This is a genomic window from Pseudoalteromonas luteoviolacea, assembly GCF_018100925.1.
In the GTDB taxonomy this organism is placed as follows: Bacteria; Pseudomonadota; Gammaproteobacteria; order Enterobacterales; family Alteromonadaceae; genus Pseudoalteromonas; species Pseudoalteromonas obscura.
Genome location: NZ_JAGJEH010000004.1, coordinates 300,357 through 323,398 on the forward strand (window position 1 = coordinate 300,357; position 23,042 = coordinate 323,398).

Here is a 23,042-nt window from a genome sequence, read left to right on the forward strand (position 1 = left end):
CTTATGGCAAAAAGTTGTTTCCATTGCCTCGAAGCCGTACCTCATGGGTTTCAAGGCGAAGTAATGTTTGAAGGTGTAGCAAGCCCTGTGTGCTGTACAGGTTGTCAGGCTGTTGCTGAGACAATTCTCGCACAAGGTATGAGCGACTATTATAAGTTTCGTACTGAGTCTAGTGGAAAGGTGCAGGAGCTTGTTCCGGAGCAATTAAAAGAATTGCTCAGTTACGACAATCAAGATATTCAGAAAGATTTCGTTGCCGACCAAGGCAGCAATAAAGAGGTATTGCTTAGCGTCGAAGGGATCAGTTGTGCGGCATGTGCTTGGCTGATAGAAAAACAACTACTTGCGCTTGCTGGCGTGCAGCGCGTAGATGTAAATACTTCCACCCACCGAGCTATGGTTTTATGGCAAGATTCGAGCACAAAACTTAGTGAAATTATTGGTGCCTTATTGCAGATAGGATACAAAGCCTACCCATTTCAAGCTGATGAAGAAGCAGCACAAAAGCAAGCCGCAGCAAAGGCATATTTGCGCCGACTAGGTGTAGCCGGATTAATGACGATGCAAGTCATGATGTTCGCATTCGCTATGTATTTTGGCATGTTTTCCGGGATGGATGAGGGGTTTGAGCAGTACTTCAGGTGGATAAGCCTAATTTTAGCGTCACCCGTCATTCTCTACTCTGCCCTGCCATTTCTTGCCAATGCGATCAAAGGCCTTAAAAGCCGTCAACTGAATATGGACTTGCCCGTCTCTTTGGCTATTTTTGGAGCCTATGGCGCGAGTTGCTACGCTACTGTCATGTCTGTCGGTGAAGTCTACTTCGAATCTATTTGTATGTTCACCTTCTTACTATTACTTGGGAAATACCTCGAGTTTAGAGCCCGAATGAAAGCCAGTGAGTTTACCGCAAACTTACAAAAACTAATGCCGCTCACAGCGAGAAAGATAACAGGCGCAGTTGAAGAGGTCATTGCTGCAAAAAGCTTAGCTCTTAATGATCTAATTTTGGTTAAACCAGGCGAAACCATTCCTGCCGATGGTATTGTTGTTGAAGGCACCAGTACCGTCGATGAGTCGATGATGACAGGTGAGCATTTACCAATTAAAAAATTTGTAAATCATCAAGTCTATGCTGGAACTCTTAATCATGACGGCGCTATCACTTTAAAAATTAATAAAGTAGGTCAAAACACACTACTCAACCAGATCATTAAACTGCAACATAATGCTCTCATGAAACGACCAAAAATTGTTGAGGTAACAGACAAGGTAGCTCAATGGTTTGTGGCGTGTTTGCTCATTTTTGCCTCAATCACCGCGATTGGCTGGTATCACGTTGAGCCTGAACATGCGTTTTGGATCACTATTGCTGTTTTAGTCGCTACCTGCCCTTGTGCACTCAGTCTTGCTATCCCCACAGCATTAACCTGTGCAGTTGCCACCCTAACCAAAAAAGGGATCTTAATCAAAGAAGCGCATGTGCTCGAAACAGCACCAAAAGTAACTCGTTACGCGTTTGATAAAACCGGTACTCTTACCGAAGGACGGTTTACGATTTTGAAAGTAGCTGTTTTAGACGAACAGTACACTGAACCTATGATCATGGCCCTTGCTTGTGCATTGGAGCGCTACTCCGAACACCCTATTGCAAAAGCCTTTATAGACAAAAGCGACCATTTCATTGAAATAACAGATACTATAGTCTCTACAGGACTCGGTGTAAGCGGTAATTACGACGGTAAAGACGTTGCTATTGGCAAGGCAAATTGGTTTGGCAGCCATGCTTCATTTTCTCAAGCGACATTATTCATAGATAAGCACCCAGTTGCGGATTTTTATCTTCAAGATAAAGTTAGAAGCAGTGCACCTGAGGTCATTGAGTTTTTACAATCACAACAGCTAACCTGCCATATGCTAACGGGCGATAGCTCCAATGCGGCAAGTAATCTTGCCAATGAGTTAGGGTTGGATTCCTACAAACAAGCGTGCTCACCAAAAGATAAACAAAACGTGGTCGCACAATGGGCTGATAAAGCACATATTGTTGCAATGGTTGGAGATGGTGTAAATGATAGCCCGGTTTTCAATACCGCTCATTTATCTATTGCAATGGAAACAGGTGCTGATATTTCAAAAAATACGGCTGATGTAGTACTGTTAAATAGTGATCTAAATTCGCTAAAAACACTACAAAGTGTTGCTATCAAAACAAAGCAAATAATCAAACAAAATTTGACTATTTCTTTGCTTTATAACGGTTCCATCCTACCTTTGGCAGCACTCGGGCTGGTGCCGCCTTGGCTTGCAGTGATTGGCATGTCTGCAAGCTCAATTGTGGTAATAACTAACTCATTAAGGTTACTAAAGCTATGAGTATAATTTACGTGTTGATCCCCATCGCCATCTTATTTGTCGTCATTGCAATTGGCGTGTTTTTTTGGGCCGTCAGAAGTGAACAGTTCTCAGACCTAAACAAACAAGCTCACAGTATTTTGTTTGAAGATGACAAAGAGCAGCACAAAAAGAGTAACGATGGAAATTAGTTTTGCTAGTGCATTTTTTATGGGCTTGATGGGCAGCGGACATTGTTTGGCGATGTGTGGTGGTATTGCATCAAGTCTGCAGTTAGCACAAACAAAACAAAAGCCAATTGTTGTCGCCTTCTTATACAATTTGGGCCGACTATTAAGCTATGCCGTTGCGGGGTTACTTGTCGCGTCGCTGGGTGTTTCGCTGGCTAAGCAACACACCTCTTTTGCGTTGGCTTTGTCTTACTTAAGTGGCTTGTTTATGTTGTTAGTCGGTCTATACATAATGCGACTAGCTGGTACTTTAAACTGGCTAGAAAAGCTAGGTAACTTCATTATCTGGCGGCGCATTGTGAAGTTAAACAAACATATTTTGCCAATTGATACCAAGACAAAAGCATTAGCTTATGGCGCACTTTGGGGGTGGCTACCATGCGGGTTAGTTTACACCGCGCTATTGTGGAGCCTTCAAGCCAAAAGCGCACTTTACGGGGCGCTTACTATGGTAGCTTTTGCCTTGGGCACCTTCCCTGCACTCTTGGTTGCAGGGCAGTCAGCACAATTGCTGAACAAGTTTTTGAACCACACAATTACGCGCATTGCGCTAGGAAACCTATTTGTGTGGTATGGGTTTTACTTGATTATCATTACTAGTAATAAATTAGTAGTTTAATCTAGTTTTATGCTTGCGAATATTAGATAATAGCAAGCATCAATTAAGTTTTTAAAAGCAGGAGTTTTTAAAGGCTTATATCGTGAAAATTTCGAAGTACTGAACTTAATTGAAATATTTAAGTTTTTATTTCATGCAATTTTTGAATTTATTTTTTATGTGCGTCTAAGAGTAATGGATTAATTATGGATTTAAATAATCGCTCCAAAAGTCAGTGTACAATAAGTTGTACAAATTGCAGTATAAGTCAGCTTTGCCTGCCTTATTCACTTAACGGCAACGAAATGGATAAGCTTGATGAAATCATTGAGCGCAAAAAGCCTCTTCACAAAGGTGATTTTTTGTTTGAGTCTGGCTCACCACTTCAAGCTATCTTTGCTGTGAGATCTGGCTCATTTAAATCTTACACCCTGTCTGAACAAGGTGACGAGCAAATTACGGGCTTCCACCTTGCTGGTGATTTAGTGGGTTTTGATGCTATCAACAAAATGCAACATCAAAGCTTCGCTCAAGCACTTGAAACGTCCATGGTATGTGAAATACCATTTGATACACTGGACGAGCTCGCTGGTAAATTGCCAAAACTTAGACAGCAGATCATGCGCTTAATGAGTAATGAAATCAATTATGATCAAGAGATGCTGCTGTTACTCAACAAAAAGACCGCAGAAGAAAGACTCGCTACATTTATCTTTAATCTATCTAATCGCTTTGGTGAACGTGGTTTTTCACGTAAAGAGTTCCGCTTCACAATGACCCGAGGCGAAATTGGTAATTACCTCGGCCTGACTGTTGAAACAATTAGTAGACTACTCAGTCGATTCCAAAAAGCTGGTCTTATCAAGGTCGAAGGCAAATTCATAACTATTTTAGAGTCACAAGGATTAGCTGCTGCGGCAGGTATTACTACTTGATCTAAGCCAATTTTTCCATCGAAATAGCTTTATACCTTGGCTTTATCAGTTACACTCAAAGTATATTGATTAGCCAAGTGCCACAGGAGGCTTGTATGGATAAGATAAAGAGAATCCTTACTGTTATTGACCCGACTAAAGAGCAGCAAAACAGTCTTGAGCGCTCAATTAGTCTTGCACAAACAACTGGTGCTGAAATAACGGCGTTCCTTTCTATCTATGACTTTTCCTATGAAATGACGACAATGCTCTCTAAAGAGGAGCGTGAGGCCATGAGACTCGCGGTCATCAAGGATAGAGAAGCGTGGATCAACGTGTTGATTGAGCAATATACAGACCTTGATATTCAGGCCAAAGTGGTATGGCACAACCGGCCGTATGAAGCCATTATTGAAGAAGTACTCAATGAGCAGTTCGACATCGTCATTAAGTCCACACATCAACACGACACACTAAAATCCGTGATTTTTACACCAACGGATTGGCATTTAATACGGAAGTGCCCCGCTCCAGTTTTGCTGGTTAAAGATCAAGCATGGCCTGAGCATGGTGAAATTATTGCAGCTGTCAACTCCGTCAGTGATAACGATCAACATCAAGAGCTCAACCAACGAATAATAAAAGACGCAAAGTTCATTTGTAATTTAGCAAATGCGTCTTTAAGTTTGGTTAATACCTACCCTGCAACTCCGGTTAATATTGCAATTGAGATCCCCGAGTTCAATCCATCTCAATATAGCGAAGCGGTGAAAAAGCATCACGAAGACGAAACATGGTCTTTGGCCAATCAGTTCGAAATTGCCAAAGAAAAATGCATCATTGAAGAAGGTCTCCCTGAAGATGTGATCCCATCTGTAGCAGAGAAAAAGTCAGCCGAGCTCGTTGTCATTGGCACGGTTGGGCGCACAGGCTTAAGTGCAGCATTAATTGGCAATACAGCAGAGCATGTGATCGACAGCCTAGACTGTGATGTATTAGCACTGAAACCAGATGGCTATAAGAGCCCACTAGACCACTAACAAATAAAGTCCGATATTAGTATCGGACTTTTTTATCTCAGCTTGATAACCCGATATCCAGCCCATATGATACTCGTTCTTATCATTAGTGTGCACAGCCGCCCGATTTAGATTTAAACACTCCCATAACCCATAACCCATAACCCATAACCCATAACCCATAACATCAAATACTCGTTCACATCAAAAAAAGTAAATTTTTTTCTATTCGCACCTAATTTGATACCTCATTGATTTTGTTAATGAAAAAGGAACTTAAAAACGTTGTTTCTTATTTGAGTACTCCTCTACGTTGATAATAATTCAACAAAACCATGTACAAATCTTAATCGCATACTGTATATTGTATACAATCACACTTTAAAAACTGTCATTAAAGTGTGGTATGCAAGAGGTATATCATTGAATTTCAATGGTTAAAAACCTCTTTAACAACATGTGAAGCATATTTTGCTTTACCCATACTCGTTAAAGGAAAGTTACAGTGCGACAAAAAAAACAATTAAGAAAGCTAGCCCTAGCAACGGCTATCACTGTTTCATTTTCAGCATCTGCTCAAGAAACCTATCTGTTTGATAGGCAATTGAGTTTTGAAAATGAAATTTCAAATCTAGTGATGTCATCAACAAATGAGCCTACCCAAACAAAGCAAAAGCTGATTTTAGATTCAATCAAACTAAATAGTGCTTTGGGTGAAAACCTGCAAGTAGGAAATTCACTGAGCCTTACAATTGATGGGCAGTTTGTACAAATTCACCTGTATGAAGTAACGAAACAAAATAGTAAAATAACCTACATAAATGGTCGCTCGTCCGACGGGCATGCCAAGTTGTCAATGATCAAAACAAATAGCAGTTACAGCGCAAAGATTTACATTGGCAATACTGGTTATTTATTAACCCCTGCGGGAAATGGTCTTTATAAATTAAGTAAGTTCATCCAAGACAACTCGCCTATTGACTCCACGGCTGATAGACCAGGTTTGGAGCATGGTGACTCTTCACATGGTTTAGTGGGTCATACGGAGATCTCGCCTTTCTTACGCGCAGCAGCAAGCAGCGACGCAAGTGCAACGCCTGAAGTAACTGTAGTGGTTGCCTATACAGATAAACTCGCGGCAGAGGTTGGCGATGTCGATGCATACCTAGCACTAATGGAAAAAGACACCAACGACAGCTACGCGGCTAGTGGCATTAACGCAAGCGTCAGAATCATACATTCCTATCAAACCGGCTATGTATCCACCGGAGACATGGCAGAGGATAACTCGTTACTACTAAATGAAAACACAAGTAGTTGGCTAGCAGAGCCTAATCCACTGGCTCCAAACGGATTTGGCGTAGAACTAAAAAGTATTCGAGATGAACACCAAGCAGATATCATGGTATTTTTAGCAGACCAAGATGCCAGCTCACCTTGGGCTGGGTGGGCTGGACAAATCGGTACGGATGCTGAGAGTGCCTTATTTACTTTGAGTAGCTGGGGTACTTTTAAAAACACATTTGCTCATGAACTTGGACACTTGTACGGAGCAAGACATGACAATGATTCGACGACCACTCCTTTTGCTTTTGGCCACGGATATTGTAATGAGTCTAAAACGTGGCGCACACTGATGGCCATCAGTGATTGTGGAGAAAGGCTAAATGTATGGTCAAACCCCAATAATAACTATAAAGGTGAAGCTGGGGGAACTGTTGACGTCAATGATAATGCACGAGTACACAATGAACGCGCTACATTTATGGCTGCTTTACGCACATCAGCACACAACGCGCCGTCAGCTACAATTACGCAAACTACCATTACACCAGGCAGCTTAACAGCCAGTTTCTCTGGTCAGGCTAACGATAGCGATGGCAATATTGTTTCTACGCTATGGGACTTTGGTGATGGTGTATACAATAATAAGCCATATGCACAAGGTGACTCGGTTACCCATAACTATCTATTTCCTGGCACTTACATTGTTAGATATACAGCTACCGATAATCAAGGATTGATCCATTCAGCCTCTCAGCAAGTAACCATTACCGCTACGCCAGGCCAAAGCTACTGTGGAGTTAAAGGAACAAATGCAGTCTATCAATATACACAAAGTGTATCAGTGAATGGTAAAGCACATCAGTCGGATAGAAGGCAGTATACCGATCACACTGCACTAGAGCCGTTTACTGTTTACGCCGGCTCAGCAACAGGAATTGAGTTGCAACAAGGTACGCGTGGCAGTAAATTTGGTCCCTACTCCGCATACTGGGCCGTCTACATTGATTTAAACCAAAACAATAGCTTTGATGACCCAGGCGAGCTCATTCATTTTTCTGAGCCGCTATCCAAATCTTCTCCTGAGCCCATACTCGCTAATATCACCATTCCCGACAGCGCACTAGCTGGCACAACACGAATGCGTGTTATTCAATCCAATACGCTGCGTGAGGGAGAGACACAACTTGCTGCGTGCGGTGATTTCAAATTTGGTGAAGCCGAAGATTACAGTATCACCATAATAAAAGAGCAAAACCCAGCTGAATTTACAACGTCCATTAACAACAACGATTTCAACGTAGGTTTTGCTATCGACTCTACTGATGTGGCTTCGGTCAAGTGGGACTTTGGCGATGGACTATTTAGCGATTCAAGCACCAGCACTTCGTTAAACCCAAATCACCAATATGTTTTTGGTGGAGAGTACACGGTAACGCTCACCGTTACTTTGAAAAGTGGTGAAACATATACTCATTCGAAGGTAATTACAGTATCAGCACCTGCTGGCCAAGATTATTGCCGTGCATACGGTAACCAACCAAAGTATCAATATAACGCAAATGTTACACTAAACGGTAATAGTGTTACGTCTGGCGCAGCAAATTATACTGACCACACAGACAAAGTACTCGGCGCAGTTAGAGGTGATAATATTCTATCTGTACGTCAAGGTGCTACTGGATCTAAATCTTCTTATAACGCGGAGTGGCGTGTTTATATTGATATGAACCACAACGGCTCTTTTGAGGATTCAGAAAGCGTTTGGTACTGGGTCGGCGCAAATACAGCAAATGACATAGAAAAAACAATCTCTATTCCTACAACCGCGTTGACGGGTAAAACCAGAATGCGCGTGCTACAAAGTTACGAAGAGTTGAAATCTCCATGCGGACGCATCAGGTGGGGTGAAGTTGAAGATTTCACTGTAGACATCCAGTCTGATAACCCAGCCGACTTCTCTGCCAATGTAACGACAAATAACCTTACTGTTAACTTTACGGACTCGTTTGGAAGTAATGCTGAAATTGCTTCGATTGAGTATGATTTTGGTGACAGCGCGGTAAACCCAAATCATACCAGCACACAAAGTAGCCCTTCACACACTTATCTATATTCCGGTACTTATGCTGTAAGAGCAAAAGTTACATTGCAAAATGGCGTAAGCTATGTGAAAGAGCAAAACGTCGTGGTTAGTGGCGCAGCTCACTGCATTGCATACGCAAAGTCAACAACTCAATGGACGAGTAAAGTGCGCGTTGGCAACTTGAGTAATAGCTCAGAAAAAAGCAAATTCAGCCACTTTGACAATGCTGGTTTCAGATTTAAAAAAGGCGACGCAACAGAGATTGGTTTAACACACGGTTCCAATGGGCCATACCTTGCAAATTGGGCTGTTTATGTAGATCTTAACCAAAACAATAGCTTTGACGACTCAGGGGAGCTGTTAGTTCAAACTAGCGCTACTACCTTTGATGAAGTGGTTAACTCAGTAACGATTCCTGCTTCTGCTCAAAATGGCTCAACAACAATGCGAGTGATCCAATCTTATGAATTAACAGATGGGAAATTACCTGCATGTGGCACGTACGGTTGGGGTGAAGTTGAAGATTACTCAGTGACAATTACTGACGAGCAAGGTCCTGAATCAGACTTACTCAATGGAGTGACTAAATCAGGCATTTCAATTGCAGCAAAAGAAACTAAAACCTTTACATTCTTCGTCCCTGAGGGCGCTGAAAATATCAATGTTGAGATGGGTGCGGGAACTGGTGACCCTGATTTATACGTAAAATTTGGTGATTCAGATACTGCAAACAACTGGGATTGTAGACCATATACTAGCGGCAATAGAGACGAAACGTGCGATAGCAGCAAATTAACTAAATCCGGCGGTCTGTACTATGTTTCGGTTGTAGGCTGGACAGCCTCTGACAACGTTACATTGACTGGTTCATACACAGAAGGTGATGTTATCAAGCCTCCTGTCAATGCATGTGCGACTAAAACACCACAAACACGTGGCAACTTGTCTAATAATGATACCATCTGTATGGGCGCCAACACAGTCTATGTTGCCATTAGCGTTCCTGCAGGTCAGTCTAAGCTAACAATCACCACTTCAGGTGGAGACGGAGACGCTAGCATTTACCAAAACGCAGCCGGTTGGCCAAGCACAAGTAACTTCCAAAACTCAGCGACTACTCAAGGTAGCAGCGAAGAACAAATTGTGATTAATAACCCAGGCTCTGGATGGCACTACTTAATGGTGTCTGGCCAAGGTACCGGAACACAGCTTAACGCAAAGTTTGAATAAACAGATAATCTTCTCACTGGCCAAAGCCTCTTAGCAATAAGAGGCTTTTTTATAGGGTAAACAGGTACGCAACCCCTAGCCCACATAAACAAAATAGCACCTTCATCAAAAGACTTAGCCCCTTATTTTTGTTTGACATTTCATTTTTCCTAATGCCTTTAAGATAGCGTGCGTCTTTACTAGACAAACCTTTGCAGTGCGGGCATTCAGATTGATCATCACTCACTAAAACACCGCACCTTTCACATGGGCTACTATGCTCACTTTTGTAATTAAAAAACTGAAACCACATCTTTTCTTTAAGCACCTATAGTAGAACTACAAGCTGATTACCAAAGCACTGTTTTGCCAAGGAGTATGACAGCTATCAACAGGCTAATTGTACAGATAATTTCGAAAAAATAAAAAAGGGCCAATTGGCCCTTGAGGAATAACCCAGTGCTCTACTAAAACACTAGTTTTTATAAAAATAGCTGTCTTTCGTAATCGAAATACTACTATCTTCATTCGCGGAAATGGTGAATTGGATTGGCGTACGCTTTCTCTGAATGTCATAACCATCGGCAGCAATGGTGACAGGGACGAGTAACATTTTGCCCCCTTGGATCTCAATCTCTTGTGGCGCGCTCAATTCTGCGCCCTGTAACCCATTGAAGCTAACTTGGTAATGCAAAGTTTGCTGGGTTTTATTGATGATGCTTAAGGTATAAGGGTTTTCAACTAAGCCTTCAAAATTTACTCGATACAACGCATTTCGGTCACGGATCACGGATGCTTCTATCGGAGTGCGATTAAATGCCCAAATAGCCATTGTCGCTACAATCACAACAAATAACCCTGCGTAACCTACGAGCTTTAACCTAAATGGACTGGAAGTTTTTCCGCCAGCTTGATTTTCACTGGCATACTTGATCAATCCAGTAGAGTAACCAAACTTATGCATCGTATCGTCACAGGCATCGATACAAAGCCCACAATTGATGCACTCGTATTGCAACCCATTTCTTATGTCAATACCTGCGGGGCAAACTTCTACACACAGATTGCAATCAACACAATCTCCCAAACCTTTCGCTTTATAATCAGACTTACGTTTGCGTGGTCCCCTATGCTCCCCTCTTTGCGCATCGTAGGTAACAACCAAGGTGTCTTTGTCAAACATTACCGATTGAAAGCGCGAGTATGGACATGCGACATTGCACATTTTTTCTCTTAAAAAGCCTGCGTTCCCATATGTACAAAAGGCAAATAAAAACACCCAAAAGCTTACTAGCCCAGACCATTCCAACGTAAACATATCCATGTATAAAGTTTTGGCTGGTACAAAATACGCCATAAAAGAGGTCGCAGTAAAAAGTGAAATTACAAGCCAAATAGCGTGCTTAGTCATTTTTCTAGCTGCTTTTTGTGCATTCCAGCTTGCTTTGTCTAATTTAATCCGTTGGTTACGTGTTCCTTCCACACGGTGTTCAACCCAAGTAAACATTAACATCCAAATGGTTTGTGGGCAGGTATAACCACACCATACACGCCCAAGCCAATTTGTTACGAAGAAAAGGCCGAAGGCTCCAGCCATAAATATCCATGCTAGGATCATAAAGTCATGAGGTAAAAATGTTTGGCCAAAAATCCTAAATTGCTGACTCGCAACATCTAGAAGAATAGCTTGTTGACCTTTATACGGGATCCATGGAATAGCGACAAATATAAACATTAGGATCCAACCAAGATAGCGACGGATTTTTTGGAAGAACCCTTTTTGTTCACGGATATAAATTGGGCCCTCTTGCTTGTAGGGCTTGATAATCATATCCTCTTCTTTTATATCAAACTTCATATTACTTGCTTACATTAAGTGAAACACACCTTGTCATTTGCAACTTTCAGACCAAACTGAAACTTATATATAATATTGATTTTTATATATTTTTATTTTTTATTCAATTTATTAATCGTGATATATCACGATTAACCTCTAAATATCGCGCTTTTTAACAATTCCAAGCTTTTTCATTTTCGAGCGCAATGTGCTTTCATTCAAGCCAAGCTTATCTGCGGCCCCCTTGCTTCCAGATATTTTCCAATTGCTCAGTTCGAGTACTTCTGCAATGTGCGCTTTCTGAATTTCATCAAGGCGCAAGCTGATCTCACTTTCGTCATTCACCCCATCCTCAATGCACAGCGGCTGAGATAGGTGCAGAGTATGACCGTTGGCCAGTATAGCTTCTCGTTCGAGTATATTTTGTAGTTCTCGAATGTTGCCCGGCCAGCCATACAACTGTAGTTTTTTAAGTGATGTTTTGGCAATTCCCTGAATGTGTTTTCCCAGACGGACATTCAATTTGTTGATCATGTTTGCGCATAGCATCGGGATATCTTCTCTTCGCTCCCTAAGTGGTGGGACTTTAATAGGAAATACGTTCAATCGATAATATAGGTCCATCCTAAACGTCCCTTGCTCAACCATTTGCCAAAGATCTCTGTTCGTAGCCGCTATAACACGAATATTAACGGAGATTGTTTTACTGCCTCCAACACGCTCAAACTCCTGCTCCTGCAATACTCGCAACAATTTACTTTGTGCTTCTTGGGGCAACTCCCCGATTTCATCTAAAAAAAGCGTTCCGTTGTGGGCCAGCTCGAATCGCCCTTTCCTTCTATCATGAGCACCAGTAAAAGCACCCTTTTCATGGCCAAACAGCTCCGACTCTAACAAACTAGGGGAAAACGCCGCGCAGTTGACCCTTACGAATGGTAATTCAGATCGTGCGCTTAGCGCATGTAGATTACGCGCAACTAACTCCTTACCCGTGCCGTTTTCACCTAGAATAAGCACAGTACTATCAGTTTTACTCACTAGCTTAATTTGCTCTAACATACGATTGAAGACATGGCTTTCACCAACTAGACCGGATCCTTGCCAGTTTTGGTTGATTTCGGACAATAAATAGCTGTTTTCGTCTTTAAGCTGCTCGGAAAGAGATTGAACTTGCGTCAATGCATCCCGCAGTGCCTGCTCTGTTTCAACCTGCTGTGAAATATCGCGAAAAATAGCCACGGCACCGATTACTTGGGCATCCCGGTACACAGGCGTCGACGTATACTCCACTGGAAAGCAAGAACCATCTTTACGCCAAAACACCTCTCCTTTGACATACCGTGTTTCCCCATCAAACATGGTTTTATAGATCTGACATTCATCTGCAGGGTATTCACTGCCATCTGCATGGCTGTGGTGATGATATTGGTGGATTTTTTTGCCAAGTAACTCGTCGGCGCTCCAACCTGTCATTTTCTCTGCGGCTGGATTAATAAATACAGCATTACCCGATAAGTCAAAACCGTAGATCCCCTCGCCTACCGCGTTTAATAACAACTTAGGATCATTTAAGAAGTGCTTAATAACTGATGACATTATCTTTCCTCGTGATATTTCACGATTAATACTACGCCAATCTACTTGTTCAAACTAGGAACCGGGCGGTAAAGAATGATCTAGGTCAATCGATAACAATAAAAGGAAAGGGACATAAAAAAGCCCAGTAACAATGTACCGGGCTTTTGGTCTATAGGTTAGACTAATTAGACATATTCAACTTCGATGATTTCGTATTCAACAGTACCGTTTGGTGTTTGAATATTAACTGAATCATCTAATTCTTTACCAATTAAGCCACGTGCAATCGGAGAATTAACAGAGATTAAATTGTTTTTAATATCTGCTTCGTCATCACCAACAATTTTGTACGTTACTTCTTCGTCAGTATCGACATTTACAATAGTTACAGTAGTACCGAAAATGACTTTGCCATTGTTTGCCATTTTTGTGACATCAATAACTTGAGAAGTTGATAATTTAGCTTCAATTTCTTGGATACGACCCTCACAAAAACCCTGTTGTTCACGCGCAGCGTGATACTCAGCGTTTTCTTTTAAGTCACCGTGTTCACGCGCTTCTGCGATATCGGCAACAATTTTAGGACGGACCACTTTTTTTAGATGGTTCAGTTCTTCACGAAGCATTTCTTCGCCTCGTACAGTCATCGGAATTGATTGCATAAGTCTCTCACTTGCAACCAAGGCCAAAGGCCTTGGCTTATATCCATTAGTTCAATCGCTGGTGTAGTTCTTGTACAGAGTTTACAGAGCTTCTGTCGTCTGCGGCATGCGCAGTACAGTTTGCAAACGCTGCATTTAGCGTGGTGGTGTAGTTAGTCTTATGCTGAAGTGCACCACGACGTAACACCTTCGAATCTTCAATCGCTTGGCGACCTTCTGTCGTATTTACGATGTAGCTGTACTCACCATTCTTGATGCGGTCAAGAATATGAGGACGACCTTCGAATACTTTGTTCACGCGACGTACTTCAATACCTGCTTCTTCTAAAGCTTTAGCTGTGCCGTTTGTTGCATCAAGCTCAAAACCGATAGCTTTCATTGTTTTAGCAAGCTCAACTACGCGTGACTTGTCGCTGTTACGAACAGATAGTAACGCGCGACCGCCACGTGGTAAAGCGTTTGATGCACCTAATTGTGCTTTCGCGAACGCTTCGGCGAAGTTTTCACCAACACCCATAACTTCACCCGTTGAACGCATCTCAGGGCCACGAATTGGGTCAACACCTAAGAACTTAGCAAAAGGAAGTACGACTTCTTTTACGCTGTAATAAGGTGGGATAACTTCTTTAGTCACGCCTTGGCTCTCAAGAGACTGACCAACCATACAACGTGCCGCTACTTTTGCTAGTGCAACACCTGTTGCTTTTGAAACAAATGGTACAGTACGCGCGGCACGAGGGTTAACCTCGATTAGGTATACTTTGCCATCTTTCACTGCAAATTGGGTATTCATTAGACCCACAACACCTAGCTCAAGTGCCATGTCACGAACCTGCTTACGCATTACGTCTTGGATATCTTGAGAAAGCGAGTGTGCCGGAAGTGAACACGCTGAGTCACCTGAGTGTACACCTGCTTGTTCAATATGCTCCATGATACCGCCGATGATCACGTTTTCACCATCACAGATAGCATCCACGTCCACTTCGATTGCATCGTCTAGGAAACGGTCTAAAAGTACAGGCGCTTCATTAGAAACGGATACAGCTTCTGTCATGTAACGACGTAGGTCATCTTCATCGTAAACGATTTCCATCGCACGACCACCTAATACGTAAGAAGGACGTACAACTAGAGGGAAACCAATTTCTTGAGATTTAGCTACCGCTTCTTCTAGTGAAGTCACCGTCGCGTTCTCAGGCTGAAGAAGGTCTAGGCGCTCAACAAGTTGCTGGAAGCGCTCACGGTCTTCTGCACGGTCGATCGCATCTGGAGAAGTACCAATTACTGGCACACCATTCGCCTCTAAGTCACGTGCTAGTTTAAGTGGCGTTTGACCACCGTACTGAACGATAACACCTTTAGGCTTTTCAACACGTACGATTTCTAGTACATCTTCAAGTGTAATTGGCTCAAAGAATAGGCGATCAGAAGTGTCATAATCTGTAGAAACTGTCTCAGGGTTACAGTTAACCATGATAGTTTCATAGCCATCCTCACGCATTGCAAGCGCCGCGTGCACACAACAATAGTCGAACTCGATACCTTGGCCGATACGGTTAGGACCACCACCGATAACCATGATTTTGTCTTTTTCAGACGGTGCTGCTTCACACTCTTCGTCATATGAAGAGTACATGTAAGCTGTGTCTGAGCTGAACTCAGCTGCACATGTATCAACACGCTTGTAAACAGGTAAGATCTCTAACTGATGACGCTTTTTACGGATTTCTTTTTCAGAAACACCTGCAATTTCAGCGATACGCGCATCAGAGAAACCTTTACGCTTTAAGCGACGCAAGAAGTCTTTGTTAAGGCCCGCAAGGCCTGCTTCTGCAATAGCAGTTTCATCTTTGATGATGTCTTCAATCTGAACTAAGTACCAACGGTCAATCTTAGTTAGGTCAAATACATCGTCAACACTCATACCGTGACGCATTGCATCCGCAATGTACCATATACGCTCTGCACCTGGCTCACGTAGTTCACGAATGATAGTTTCTTTTGCTTTAGGGTCATCAAGTGCAACGATTGGGTTGAAACCCGTTGCGCCAACTTCTAGGCCACGAAGTGCTTTGTGAAGTGACTCTTGCTGGTTACGACCAATCGCCATAACCTCACCAACAGACTTCATCTGAGTCGTTAGGCGGTCATTTGCACCTGCAAACTTTTCAAAGTTGAAACGAGGGATCTTAGTCACAACGTAGTCAATTGAAGGCTCGAAAGATGCTGGTGTTGCGCCACCAGTAATGTCGTTTTGAAGCTCGTCAAGCGTGTAACCTACAGCAAGTTTTGCTGCAATTTTCGCGATTGGGAAACCCGTTGCTTTTGATGCAAGAGCTGATGAACGAGATACACGTGGGTTCATCTCGATGATAACCATACGGCCATCTTTTGGATTCACACCAAATTGTACGTTTGAACCACCTGTTTCAACACCAATCTCACGCAGTACCGCCATAGAAGCGTTACGCATTAATTGATATTCTTTATCAGTAAGCGTCTGCGCAGGTGCCACCGTGATTGAGTCACCAGTGTGAACACCCATTGGGTCAAAGTTTTCAATCGAACATACAATGATACAGTTGTCGTTTTTGTCACGTACAACTTCCATCTCATACTCTTTCCAGCCCAGTAAGCTTTCATCGATAAGAAGTTCATTTGTTGGCGATAAATCTAAACCACGTGTACAGATTTCTTCGAACTCTTCCATGTTATAAGCAACACCACCACCGGTACCACCCATTGTGAAAGAAGGACGAATAATACATGGGAAGCCAATGCGAGTAAGTACGTCTTTCGCTTCGTCCATAGAGTGTGCAATCTCTGCGCGAGGACACTCAAGGCCAATGTTTTTCATCGCGATGTCGAAACGCTCACGGTTTTCAGCTTTGTCGATTGCATCAGCTGTTGCGCCAATCAACTCAACATCATGTTTGGCAAGTACACCGTGCTTGTCTAAGTCCAGTGCACAGTTAAGCGCAGTTTGACCACCCATTGTAGGAAGGACTGCATCTGGCTTCTCTTTTTCAATGATTTTTTCTACAACTTCCCAGTGAATTGGCTCGATGTACGTCGCATCTGCCATTTCCGGGTCAGTCATAATAGTTGCAGGGTTCGAGTTTACAAGAATTACTCGATAGCCTTCTTCTCTAAGCGCTTTACAGGCCTGAGCACCAGAGTAGTCAAATTCACATGCTTGGCCGATAACAATTGGGCCTGCGCCCAAGATTAGAATGCTTTTTATGTCGGTACGTTTTGGCATTGTTACTCCAGTAATAAATTAGGCTTTACGCGCTTGCATTAATTCAATGAAGTGGTCAAACAACGGTGCAGCGTCGTGTGGACCAGGACTCGCTTCAGGGTGACCTTGGAAACTGAAAGCAGGCTTATCAGTGCGGTGAATACCCTGTAACGTACCGTCGAATAGAGACTTGTGCGTTGCGCGAAGGTTGTCAGGGAGACTCTCTTCATCAGCAGCAAAACCATGGTTTTGAGCAGTGATCATCACAACATCACGATCTAGGTCTTTAACTGGGTGGTTACCACCGTGGTGACCAAACTTCATTTTTACTGTTTTTGCACCAGATGCTAATGCCAGTAATTGGTGACCTAGACAAATACCAAAAATTGGAGTGTCTGTTTCAAGGAAAGACTTGATAGCATCAATCGCGTAAGTACATGGCTCTGGATCACCAGGTCCGTTTGATAGGAAGATGCCATCAGGGTTTAACGCCAGTACTTCTGCAGCGGAGGTTTCTGCAGGGACAACGGTTAGTTTACAGCCGCGGTCAACTAGCATACGTAAGATATTTTTCTTTACACCAAAATCGTAGGCTACAACATGGAACTGCTCTTCACCTTGCTCAAGCGTTTTAAAGCCTTCGCCTAGTGTCCAGCTACCTTCATTCCATTGGAAAGAAGACTCTGTTGTTACTACTTTTGCTAAATCCATTCCTTTCAGGCCAGGGAATGCCTTAGCCGCTTCAAGCGCCTTTTGCTCATCGACATCATCACCAGCGATGATACATCCATTTTGAGCACCCTTATCACGTAGGATACGCGTCAATTTACGCGTATCGATATCCGCTATCCCTAGAATATTACGTTCTTTTAAATAATCACTTAACGATTGTTCGTTACGGAAATTACTTGCAAGTAATGGTAAGTCACGAATCACAAGGCCTTTAGCCCAGATTTTGTCCGCTTCTTCGTCTTCACTGTTTGTACCAGTGTTTCCGATGTGCGGGTAAGTTAAGGTGACAATTTGTTCCGCATAAGACGGATCTGTCAAGATTTCTTGATATCCTGTCATAGACGTATTGAATACTACCTCACCAACAGATATACCGTCGGCGCCGATGGCAGTACCGCGAAACACCGTACCGTCTTCAAGGACTAACAGAGCGGATTTAGTCAAGTTAACCTCCATAGATATGAAAAAACGGGATAAGCAAACACGCTTTTTTCCCGTCTACAAAGCGCTTGGTAACACGCAGTAAATAAATTTTTGGCAAATTCGTTATAGTCTACAGCACTTTCTTCGATTCGTCTAACAATTCAATCAAAAAACTCAAAAATAAGCTGTTAAAACTCTTTTTTAATTGAAACCGCCAAAAAAATAAACAAACTACTTCAAACCTAGCACATCTTGCATATCATAAAGTCCTGCTGGTTTGTTTTTTAACCATTGCGCAGCCCTTACTGCACCTGATGCAAACGTTAATCGAGATGCTGCTTTATGGGTTAATTCAAGCCTTTCACCCATGGTTGCAAAGTAAGCGGTATGTTCACCAACTATGTCACCTGCTCGGAGGACTGAATAGCCAATTTCATCTTGACTTTTAGCCGTATGATCACTGCTGCGATCATAACGAGCCACCTCATCGTGGTCCCACCCTTTTGCTTCTGCAATAGCTTCACCAATTGCTAATGCTGTTCCTGACGGTGCATCAATTTTGTTTCTGTGATGTGCTTCAAAAATCTCTATATCCATTTCGTCGGCAAGCTTAGTCGCCGCTGTTTGGACTAAGTTAAGGAGCAGGTTTACACCCACACTAAAATTACGTGCAAAAACGATCGGTATTACTTTCGCTGCTTCTCGTAGCTGTGCCATTTCATCATCTGCTAGACCTGTAGTACCAATTACCATTGGTACTTTATTGTCAATCGCAGTCTTCAAATGGACCAACATACCTTGAGGTAAAGTGAAATCAATTAACACCTCAGCATGACACTCCTTCGCCTCTTCATCAGAAAAAGTCAGCTCTGATGAATGCACTGGTTGTAACGCTTTAATTGGGGTTTCTAAAAAAGGCGAGCTTGATCTAACAAATGCGGCAGCCAACTGTGCTCCTTGTTCTATTTCCACAGCTTCAATTAAAGCTTGACCCATTCTGCCGTTGGCCCCAAACACACCTATTTTTGTCATTATTCTCTCATTCCTAAAATTATACGTTGCTATAAATCACACTAATCACTCCCGTCTAAACAGTACCCGACAGCTATCGCTGTTGGCGGCTTTGCGAGAACGGATCAGGTTGCTATTCAGTAAAATCACTAAGTTACATCACTAACTGTGATCACCTCAAGCTTTGTCAGGCCTAGAGTTTAGCCCATCTCTATGTCATAGTCAGTTATTCAATAATTATAATAAAGACCGTAGACTTTAGACGTCTAAACATTTAAACTTCCGCATTCGCCGATTTAATTATTGCGGGCGTTGAAGTTTAAATACAGCTAATAATAGCCCTGTTGGCTGTGGTTATTTCTACTTACACATTGCAATTAAGTAGATACTGTTTTTTGGGGAGTGCTATGCAGCCATCTTTTGACAACACTAAAGCAAAGTTATCTTTGCTACCTTTACTAACCTTCGTTGCCCTATTTTTAGGTGCAGGTCTATATTTACAATCTCAAGGTGTCGATTACGCCTTTTACCAGTTACCCGCACCAGTAGCCATATTGCCAGCTATTGTGCTCGCATTTTGGTTAAACAAGACTTCTATTAATCAAAGTGTCGAAACCTTTATTAAAGGTGCTGGTCACAGCAATATCATTACAATGTGTCTGATCTATTTACTGGCAGGCTCTTTCTCTGCTGTAGCGGGAGCAACCGGCGGTGTTGACGCGGTAGTCAATGCAGGGTTGTCTTTGATCCCTCCATCTTTCCTACTTCCAGGTTTGTTCCTTATTGCTGCTGTTGTTTCAACAGCCATGGGGACGTCTATGGGTACTATTGGCGCAATTGGGCCAATTGCTTACGCAGTGTCAATCAAAACAGGCATTGACCCAGCATTAATGGCTGGCACCATAGTATCCGGCGCCATGTTTGGAGATAACTTGTCTATTATTTCGGATACCACTATTGCGGCTACAAGAACACAGGGCTGTGAAATGAAAGACAAGTTTAAAGAGAATTTAAAAATCGCCTTGCCTGCTGCATTTTTTACGGTATTGCTTTTGGTATTTTTAACGCCAGAACCACAGGCGGTTGAAACCAAACCTTTTGATTGGCTGCTCGTCTTACCCTATGTCTTTATTTTGGTATTAGCAGTGATGGGCCTCAATGTGTTTGCGGTGTTATTCAGTGGCATTATTTTTGCCGCTGCTGTGGGCTTCGCTGGTGATTACGAAGGCGGTGCTTTTGTTAAAGACGTCTATAAAGGCTTTACTGACATGCAAGAGATCTTTTTACTGTCAATGTTTATTGGTGGCTTGTCTGAGTTTATTAGAATCAACGGCGGCTTAGAATATATCGCTAAAAAGATCCACAAAGTGACCTCTTCACTCGGAAAGCTAAATAGCAAAGTTGCCGATCAGCTCGGTATTGCCGCTTTAGTTATGACCAGTAATATGTGTATTGCAAACAATACTGTGAGTATTATCGTTGCAGGTCCTGTTGCCAAAAAGCTTGCAGATGACAGCGATATTTCCCCCAAACGGTCTGCCAGCTTACTCGATATATTTGCATGTGTCATGCAAGGGTCATTGCCATATGGTGCTCAGGCATTATTGTTAGGCGCAACATTCAGTATAAGCCCTTGGGATGTTTCCACTTCTTCATTCTACTGCTTTATCCTTGCCTTCACGGCTGTAGCAGTGATTATCTTGAGAAGGAATAAAGCTTAATATTTGCTTGTGCACTCAATCAACTTGGGTGCACATTCGCTCTTCATTCAATTCACATAATTCAATTACTTAATATATAATTACAAGGTTTATCAACTTTGAAGATATATTAATGAATAAAATACGCTCTCTGACATTCATCTCTGCTTTGACTTGTGCGTCCTCAACAGCATTTTCTGCGGATTGGAGTAACACACAGCTCCACCTAAACCATGGTGACTTTAAAAATCCATTTAGTACGAATGAAGCAAGTACAACAGTATATTCATTGCAACATAGCTCGGGTTATAAATACGGCGATAATTTCTTTTTCGTTGACTATCTCGTTGATGATCTCGACGACAATTATCAAGACAGAGACTTTTATGGTGAGTGGTATTCCAACTTCAGCTTAAGCAAAATAGGCGGCTTAGACATTAAAAGTCGTTATATCAAAGATATTGGCATTGTTGCCGGGTTCAATATGGCTGGTGACTCCAAAGTTATGAAATACCTGCCGGGATTAAAAGTTTCTTGGGATGTTAAAGGGTTTTCATTTCTTTCTACTTTATTTACTGCCTATATTGATGACAGCGAAGGCCTTACAAAAGGCGGAGCGCCAGCGCAAACCAATAGCTGGATGATAGACATCGCATGGGGGTACCCATTTACTATAGGTAATCAAAAGTTTGAAGTAACAGGCCATGTAGAGTACATAGCTGAACGTGAAAGTGAAACAGGCTCAGATGTAAAAGGTTGGCTGTTAGCTCAGCCGATTATTCGTTGGGATCTAGGTCACGCTTTAGAGATGCCATCAAATCAGTTGTATTTAGGTGTAGAGTGGCAATACTGGCGCAACAAGCTTGGCACTGATACAAACGAATCTGTACCTCAAGTGCATGTGGCTTGGACGTTCTAACAGCTCTGTTGTGAATTTATTCTAGGCGTACACCCCAATGTGCGCCACGGTTTGCGCTCTTATCAAAACCTACCGGATATAGTGTACATAGCAACACTAGACTAATACCCAAACTAACTCATCTTTAATTAGCAAAGTATATATTTGTAATAACATACTGGGGTCATCGTCAGGTCTTATTGAACCAATACATAATTATTATTTTTGTCTAAAGTATTTCGTCACTTCGCCGATAACTACTTCGGTATCGTATACCCGTCTACTTTTTACTGGCTGTTATATCAAGGACTTTTTGATGAACTTATTACATGAAATGAGTGTGGCTTATGGCCATATGCTAGCAACGGATCTCATGAACAAAGCGAAAGAGAGAGAACAAGCGGCTGCTGCCGAGCAAAATGAAGACGCCTCTCAATCATCTGAAGAAGCCAAAAATACTGAGAAAACTGAAAAACCTTCAGAATTAGAAGGGGCTCATAAGCTGTCTCACGAGGAAAAAGAAAAACTTTCAGGCCGAGAAGCCCAAGAAAAAAACGAAGATAAGTATGGCGATTTACCCGACCACATTCGCAGAATGTTAGAGCGCTTAGAAGAAATGAAGGAAGAGCTAGATCTTGTTAAGCAAGAAGTTGCAGAGCTAAACGCAAAAATTGATCACAATGACGAGGCTCAAAAAGCGTTTTACGATCAAAGAAACCAGTACTTTTTGCAGCTACAAACTCAGTATTTTGACATGATAAAAAATGTTAAAGATGCGATGAAAGAAGCTGGCGTGACTGATATGAGTGTATTAATAAAGGTGATTGCCTAGCAACACCCTCTCTATATTATTGCTATTTTCGTACTATTGAGCAAAATTAATACACCCTCATCTCACTAATGCAATTTTGTGATCATATTTTTTGTTTATAGGTCGCAATAAATATCAAAGTTCACCGTGCTTTACTTTGTCAGTATTGCACTTTAAACAAACAATTCAAATCCACCTTTCTCATATAAACTCGACCCACCTTTAGGATGTACAGCATTTTATTACACTATATTACACAGGTATTTACTGTGATGGCATTTTGTGGAAAATAAGGTGTACCCCTGATGAGTTTATTGATTTTTTATAAATAAAATAACTATCTTTTTCATTAGACAAAGATATATGATGATTCTTTTTTAATACTAAAAGATGAGTGCCCACACAGCGATACCGAAAAGACTAGCGTTAGAAAAAGCAATAGTTATAA

The 23,042-nt window shown here is 42.1% G+C and carries 15 protein-coding genes; 9 read left to right on the top strand and 6 right to left on the bottom strand.

Features of this window, described 5'->3' with window-relative positions; all coding sequences use genetic code 11:
* The first annotated feature begins 3 nt into the window (after positions 1–3).
* From J8M00_RS10365 to J8M00_RS10390, 6 genes are all read left to right on the top strand, one after another.
* Entirely contained in the window at positions 4–2,376 is a 2,373-nt protein-coding gene (locus J8M00_RS10365) for a heavy metal translocating P-type ATPase (RefSeq protein ID WP_211010173.1), read from the top strand.
* Positions 2,373–2,546 (top strand): cbb3-type cytochrome oxidase assembly protein CcoS, encoded by a 174-nt coding sequence (gene ccoS / locus J8M00_RS10370; RefSeq protein ID WP_063373912.1) that lies wholly within the window; start codon positions 2,373–2,375, stop codon positions 2,544–2,546. Before J8M00_RS10365 ends, ccoS begins: the two co-directional genes overlap by 4 nt.
* Entirely contained in the window at positions 2,536–3,204 is a 669-nt protein-coding gene (locus J8M00_RS10375) for a sulfite exporter TauE/SafE family protein (RefSeq protein WP_247687319.1), read from the top strand. The genes ccoS and J8M00_RS10375 overlap by 11 nt, the downstream gene beginning before the upstream one ends.
* A gap of 185 nt (positions 3,205–3,389) precedes the next feature.
* Positions 3,390–4,118, top strand: a complete 729-nt coding sequence (locus J8M00_RS10380; protein WP_023401635.1) for an FNR family transcription factor — start codon at positions 3,390–3,392, stop codon at positions 4,116–4,118.
* Between the two features lie 95 nt (positions 4,119–4,213).
* The gene (uspE, locus tag J8M00_RS10385; protein WP_211010175.1) at positions 4,214–5,137 is read left to right on the top strand and encodes a universal stress protein UspE; all 924 of its coding nucleotides are present in this window, start codon (positions 4,214–4,216) and stop codon (positions 5,135–5,137) included.
* 484 nt (positions 5,138–5,621) lie between these two features.
* Positions 5,622–9,716 (top strand): GEVED domain-containing protein, encoded by a 4,095-nt coding sequence (locus tag J8M00_RS10390; protein ID WP_211010176.1) that lies wholly within the window; start codon positions 5,622–5,624, stop codon positions 9,714–9,716.
* A gap of 454 nt (positions 9,717–10,170) precedes the next feature.
* On the opposite strand, the gene ccoG is transcribed toward J8M00_RS10390, so the two are convergent.
* The 6 genes from ccoG to dapB all read right to left on the bottom strand — a co-directional run bounded on the left by ccoG (position 10,171) and on the right by dapB (position 19,206).
* The gene (ccoG, locus tag J8M00_RS10395; protein WP_211010177.1) at positions 10,171–11,553 is read right to left on the bottom strand and encodes a cytochrome c oxidase accessory protein CcoG; all 1,383 of its coding nucleotides are present in this window, start codon (positions 11,551–11,553) and stop codon (positions 10,171–10,173) included.
* A gap of 138 nt (positions 11,554–11,691) precedes the next feature.
* Complete coding sequence (locus tag J8M00_RS10400) at positions 11,692–13,131, bottom strand: sigma-54 interaction domain-containing protein (protein ID WP_211010178.1); 1,440 nt, start codon at positions 13,129–13,131, stop codon at positions 11,692–11,694.
* A 167-nt stretch (positions 13,132–13,298) separates the two neighbouring features.
* Positions 13,299–13,775 (bottom strand): transcription elongation factor GreA, encoded by a 477-nt coding sequence (gene greA / locus J8M00_RS10405; protein ID WP_211010179.1) that lies wholly within the window; start codon positions 13,773–13,775, stop codon positions 13,299–13,301.
* Positions 13,776–13,821: 46 nt separating this feature from the next.
* Entirely contained in the window at positions 13,822–17,040 is a 3,219-nt protein-coding gene (gene carB / locus J8M00_RS10410) for a carbamoyl-phosphate synthase large subunit (RefSeq protein WP_211010180.1), read from the bottom strand.
* Between the two features lie 18 nt (positions 17,041–17,058).
* On the bottom strand, positions 17,059–18,195 hold the full coding sequence (carA, locus tag J8M00_RS10415; RefSeq protein WP_211010181.1) for a glutamine-hydrolyzing carbamoyl-phosphate synthase small subunit: 1,137 nt from the start codon (positions 18,193–18,195) through the stop codon (positions 17,059–17,061).
* Between the two features lie 210 nt (positions 18,196–18,405).
* The gene (gene dapB / locus J8M00_RS10420; protein ID WP_211010182.1) at positions 18,406–19,206 is read right to left on the bottom strand and encodes a 4-hydroxy-tetrahydrodipicolinate reductase; all 801 of its coding nucleotides are present in this window, start codon (positions 19,204–19,206) and stop codon (positions 18,406–18,408) included.
* Between the two features lie 386 nt (positions 19,207–19,592).
* Here dapB and J8M00_RS10425 point away from each other — a divergent pair, with 386 nt between their 5' ends.
* From J8M00_RS10425 to J8M00_RS10435, 3 genes are all read left to right on the top strand, one after another.
* Entirely contained in the window at positions 19,593–20,906 is a 1,314-nt protein-coding gene (locus tag J8M00_RS10425; RefSeq protein WP_211010183.1) for a Na+/H+ antiporter NhaC family protein, read from the top strand.
* Positions 20,907–21,018: 112 nt separating this feature from the next.
* Complete coding sequence (locus J8M00_RS10430; protein ID WP_211010184.1) at positions 21,019–21,804, top strand: nucleoside-binding protein; 786 nt, start codon at positions 21,019–21,021, stop codon at positions 21,802–21,804.
* Between the two features lie 295 nt (positions 21,805–22,099).
* Entirely contained in the window at positions 22,100–22,615 is a 516-nt protein-coding gene (locus J8M00_RS10435; protein WP_023401624.1) for a hypothetical protein, read from the top strand.
* The last annotated feature ends 427 nt before the right edge of the window (positions 22,616–23,042 follow it).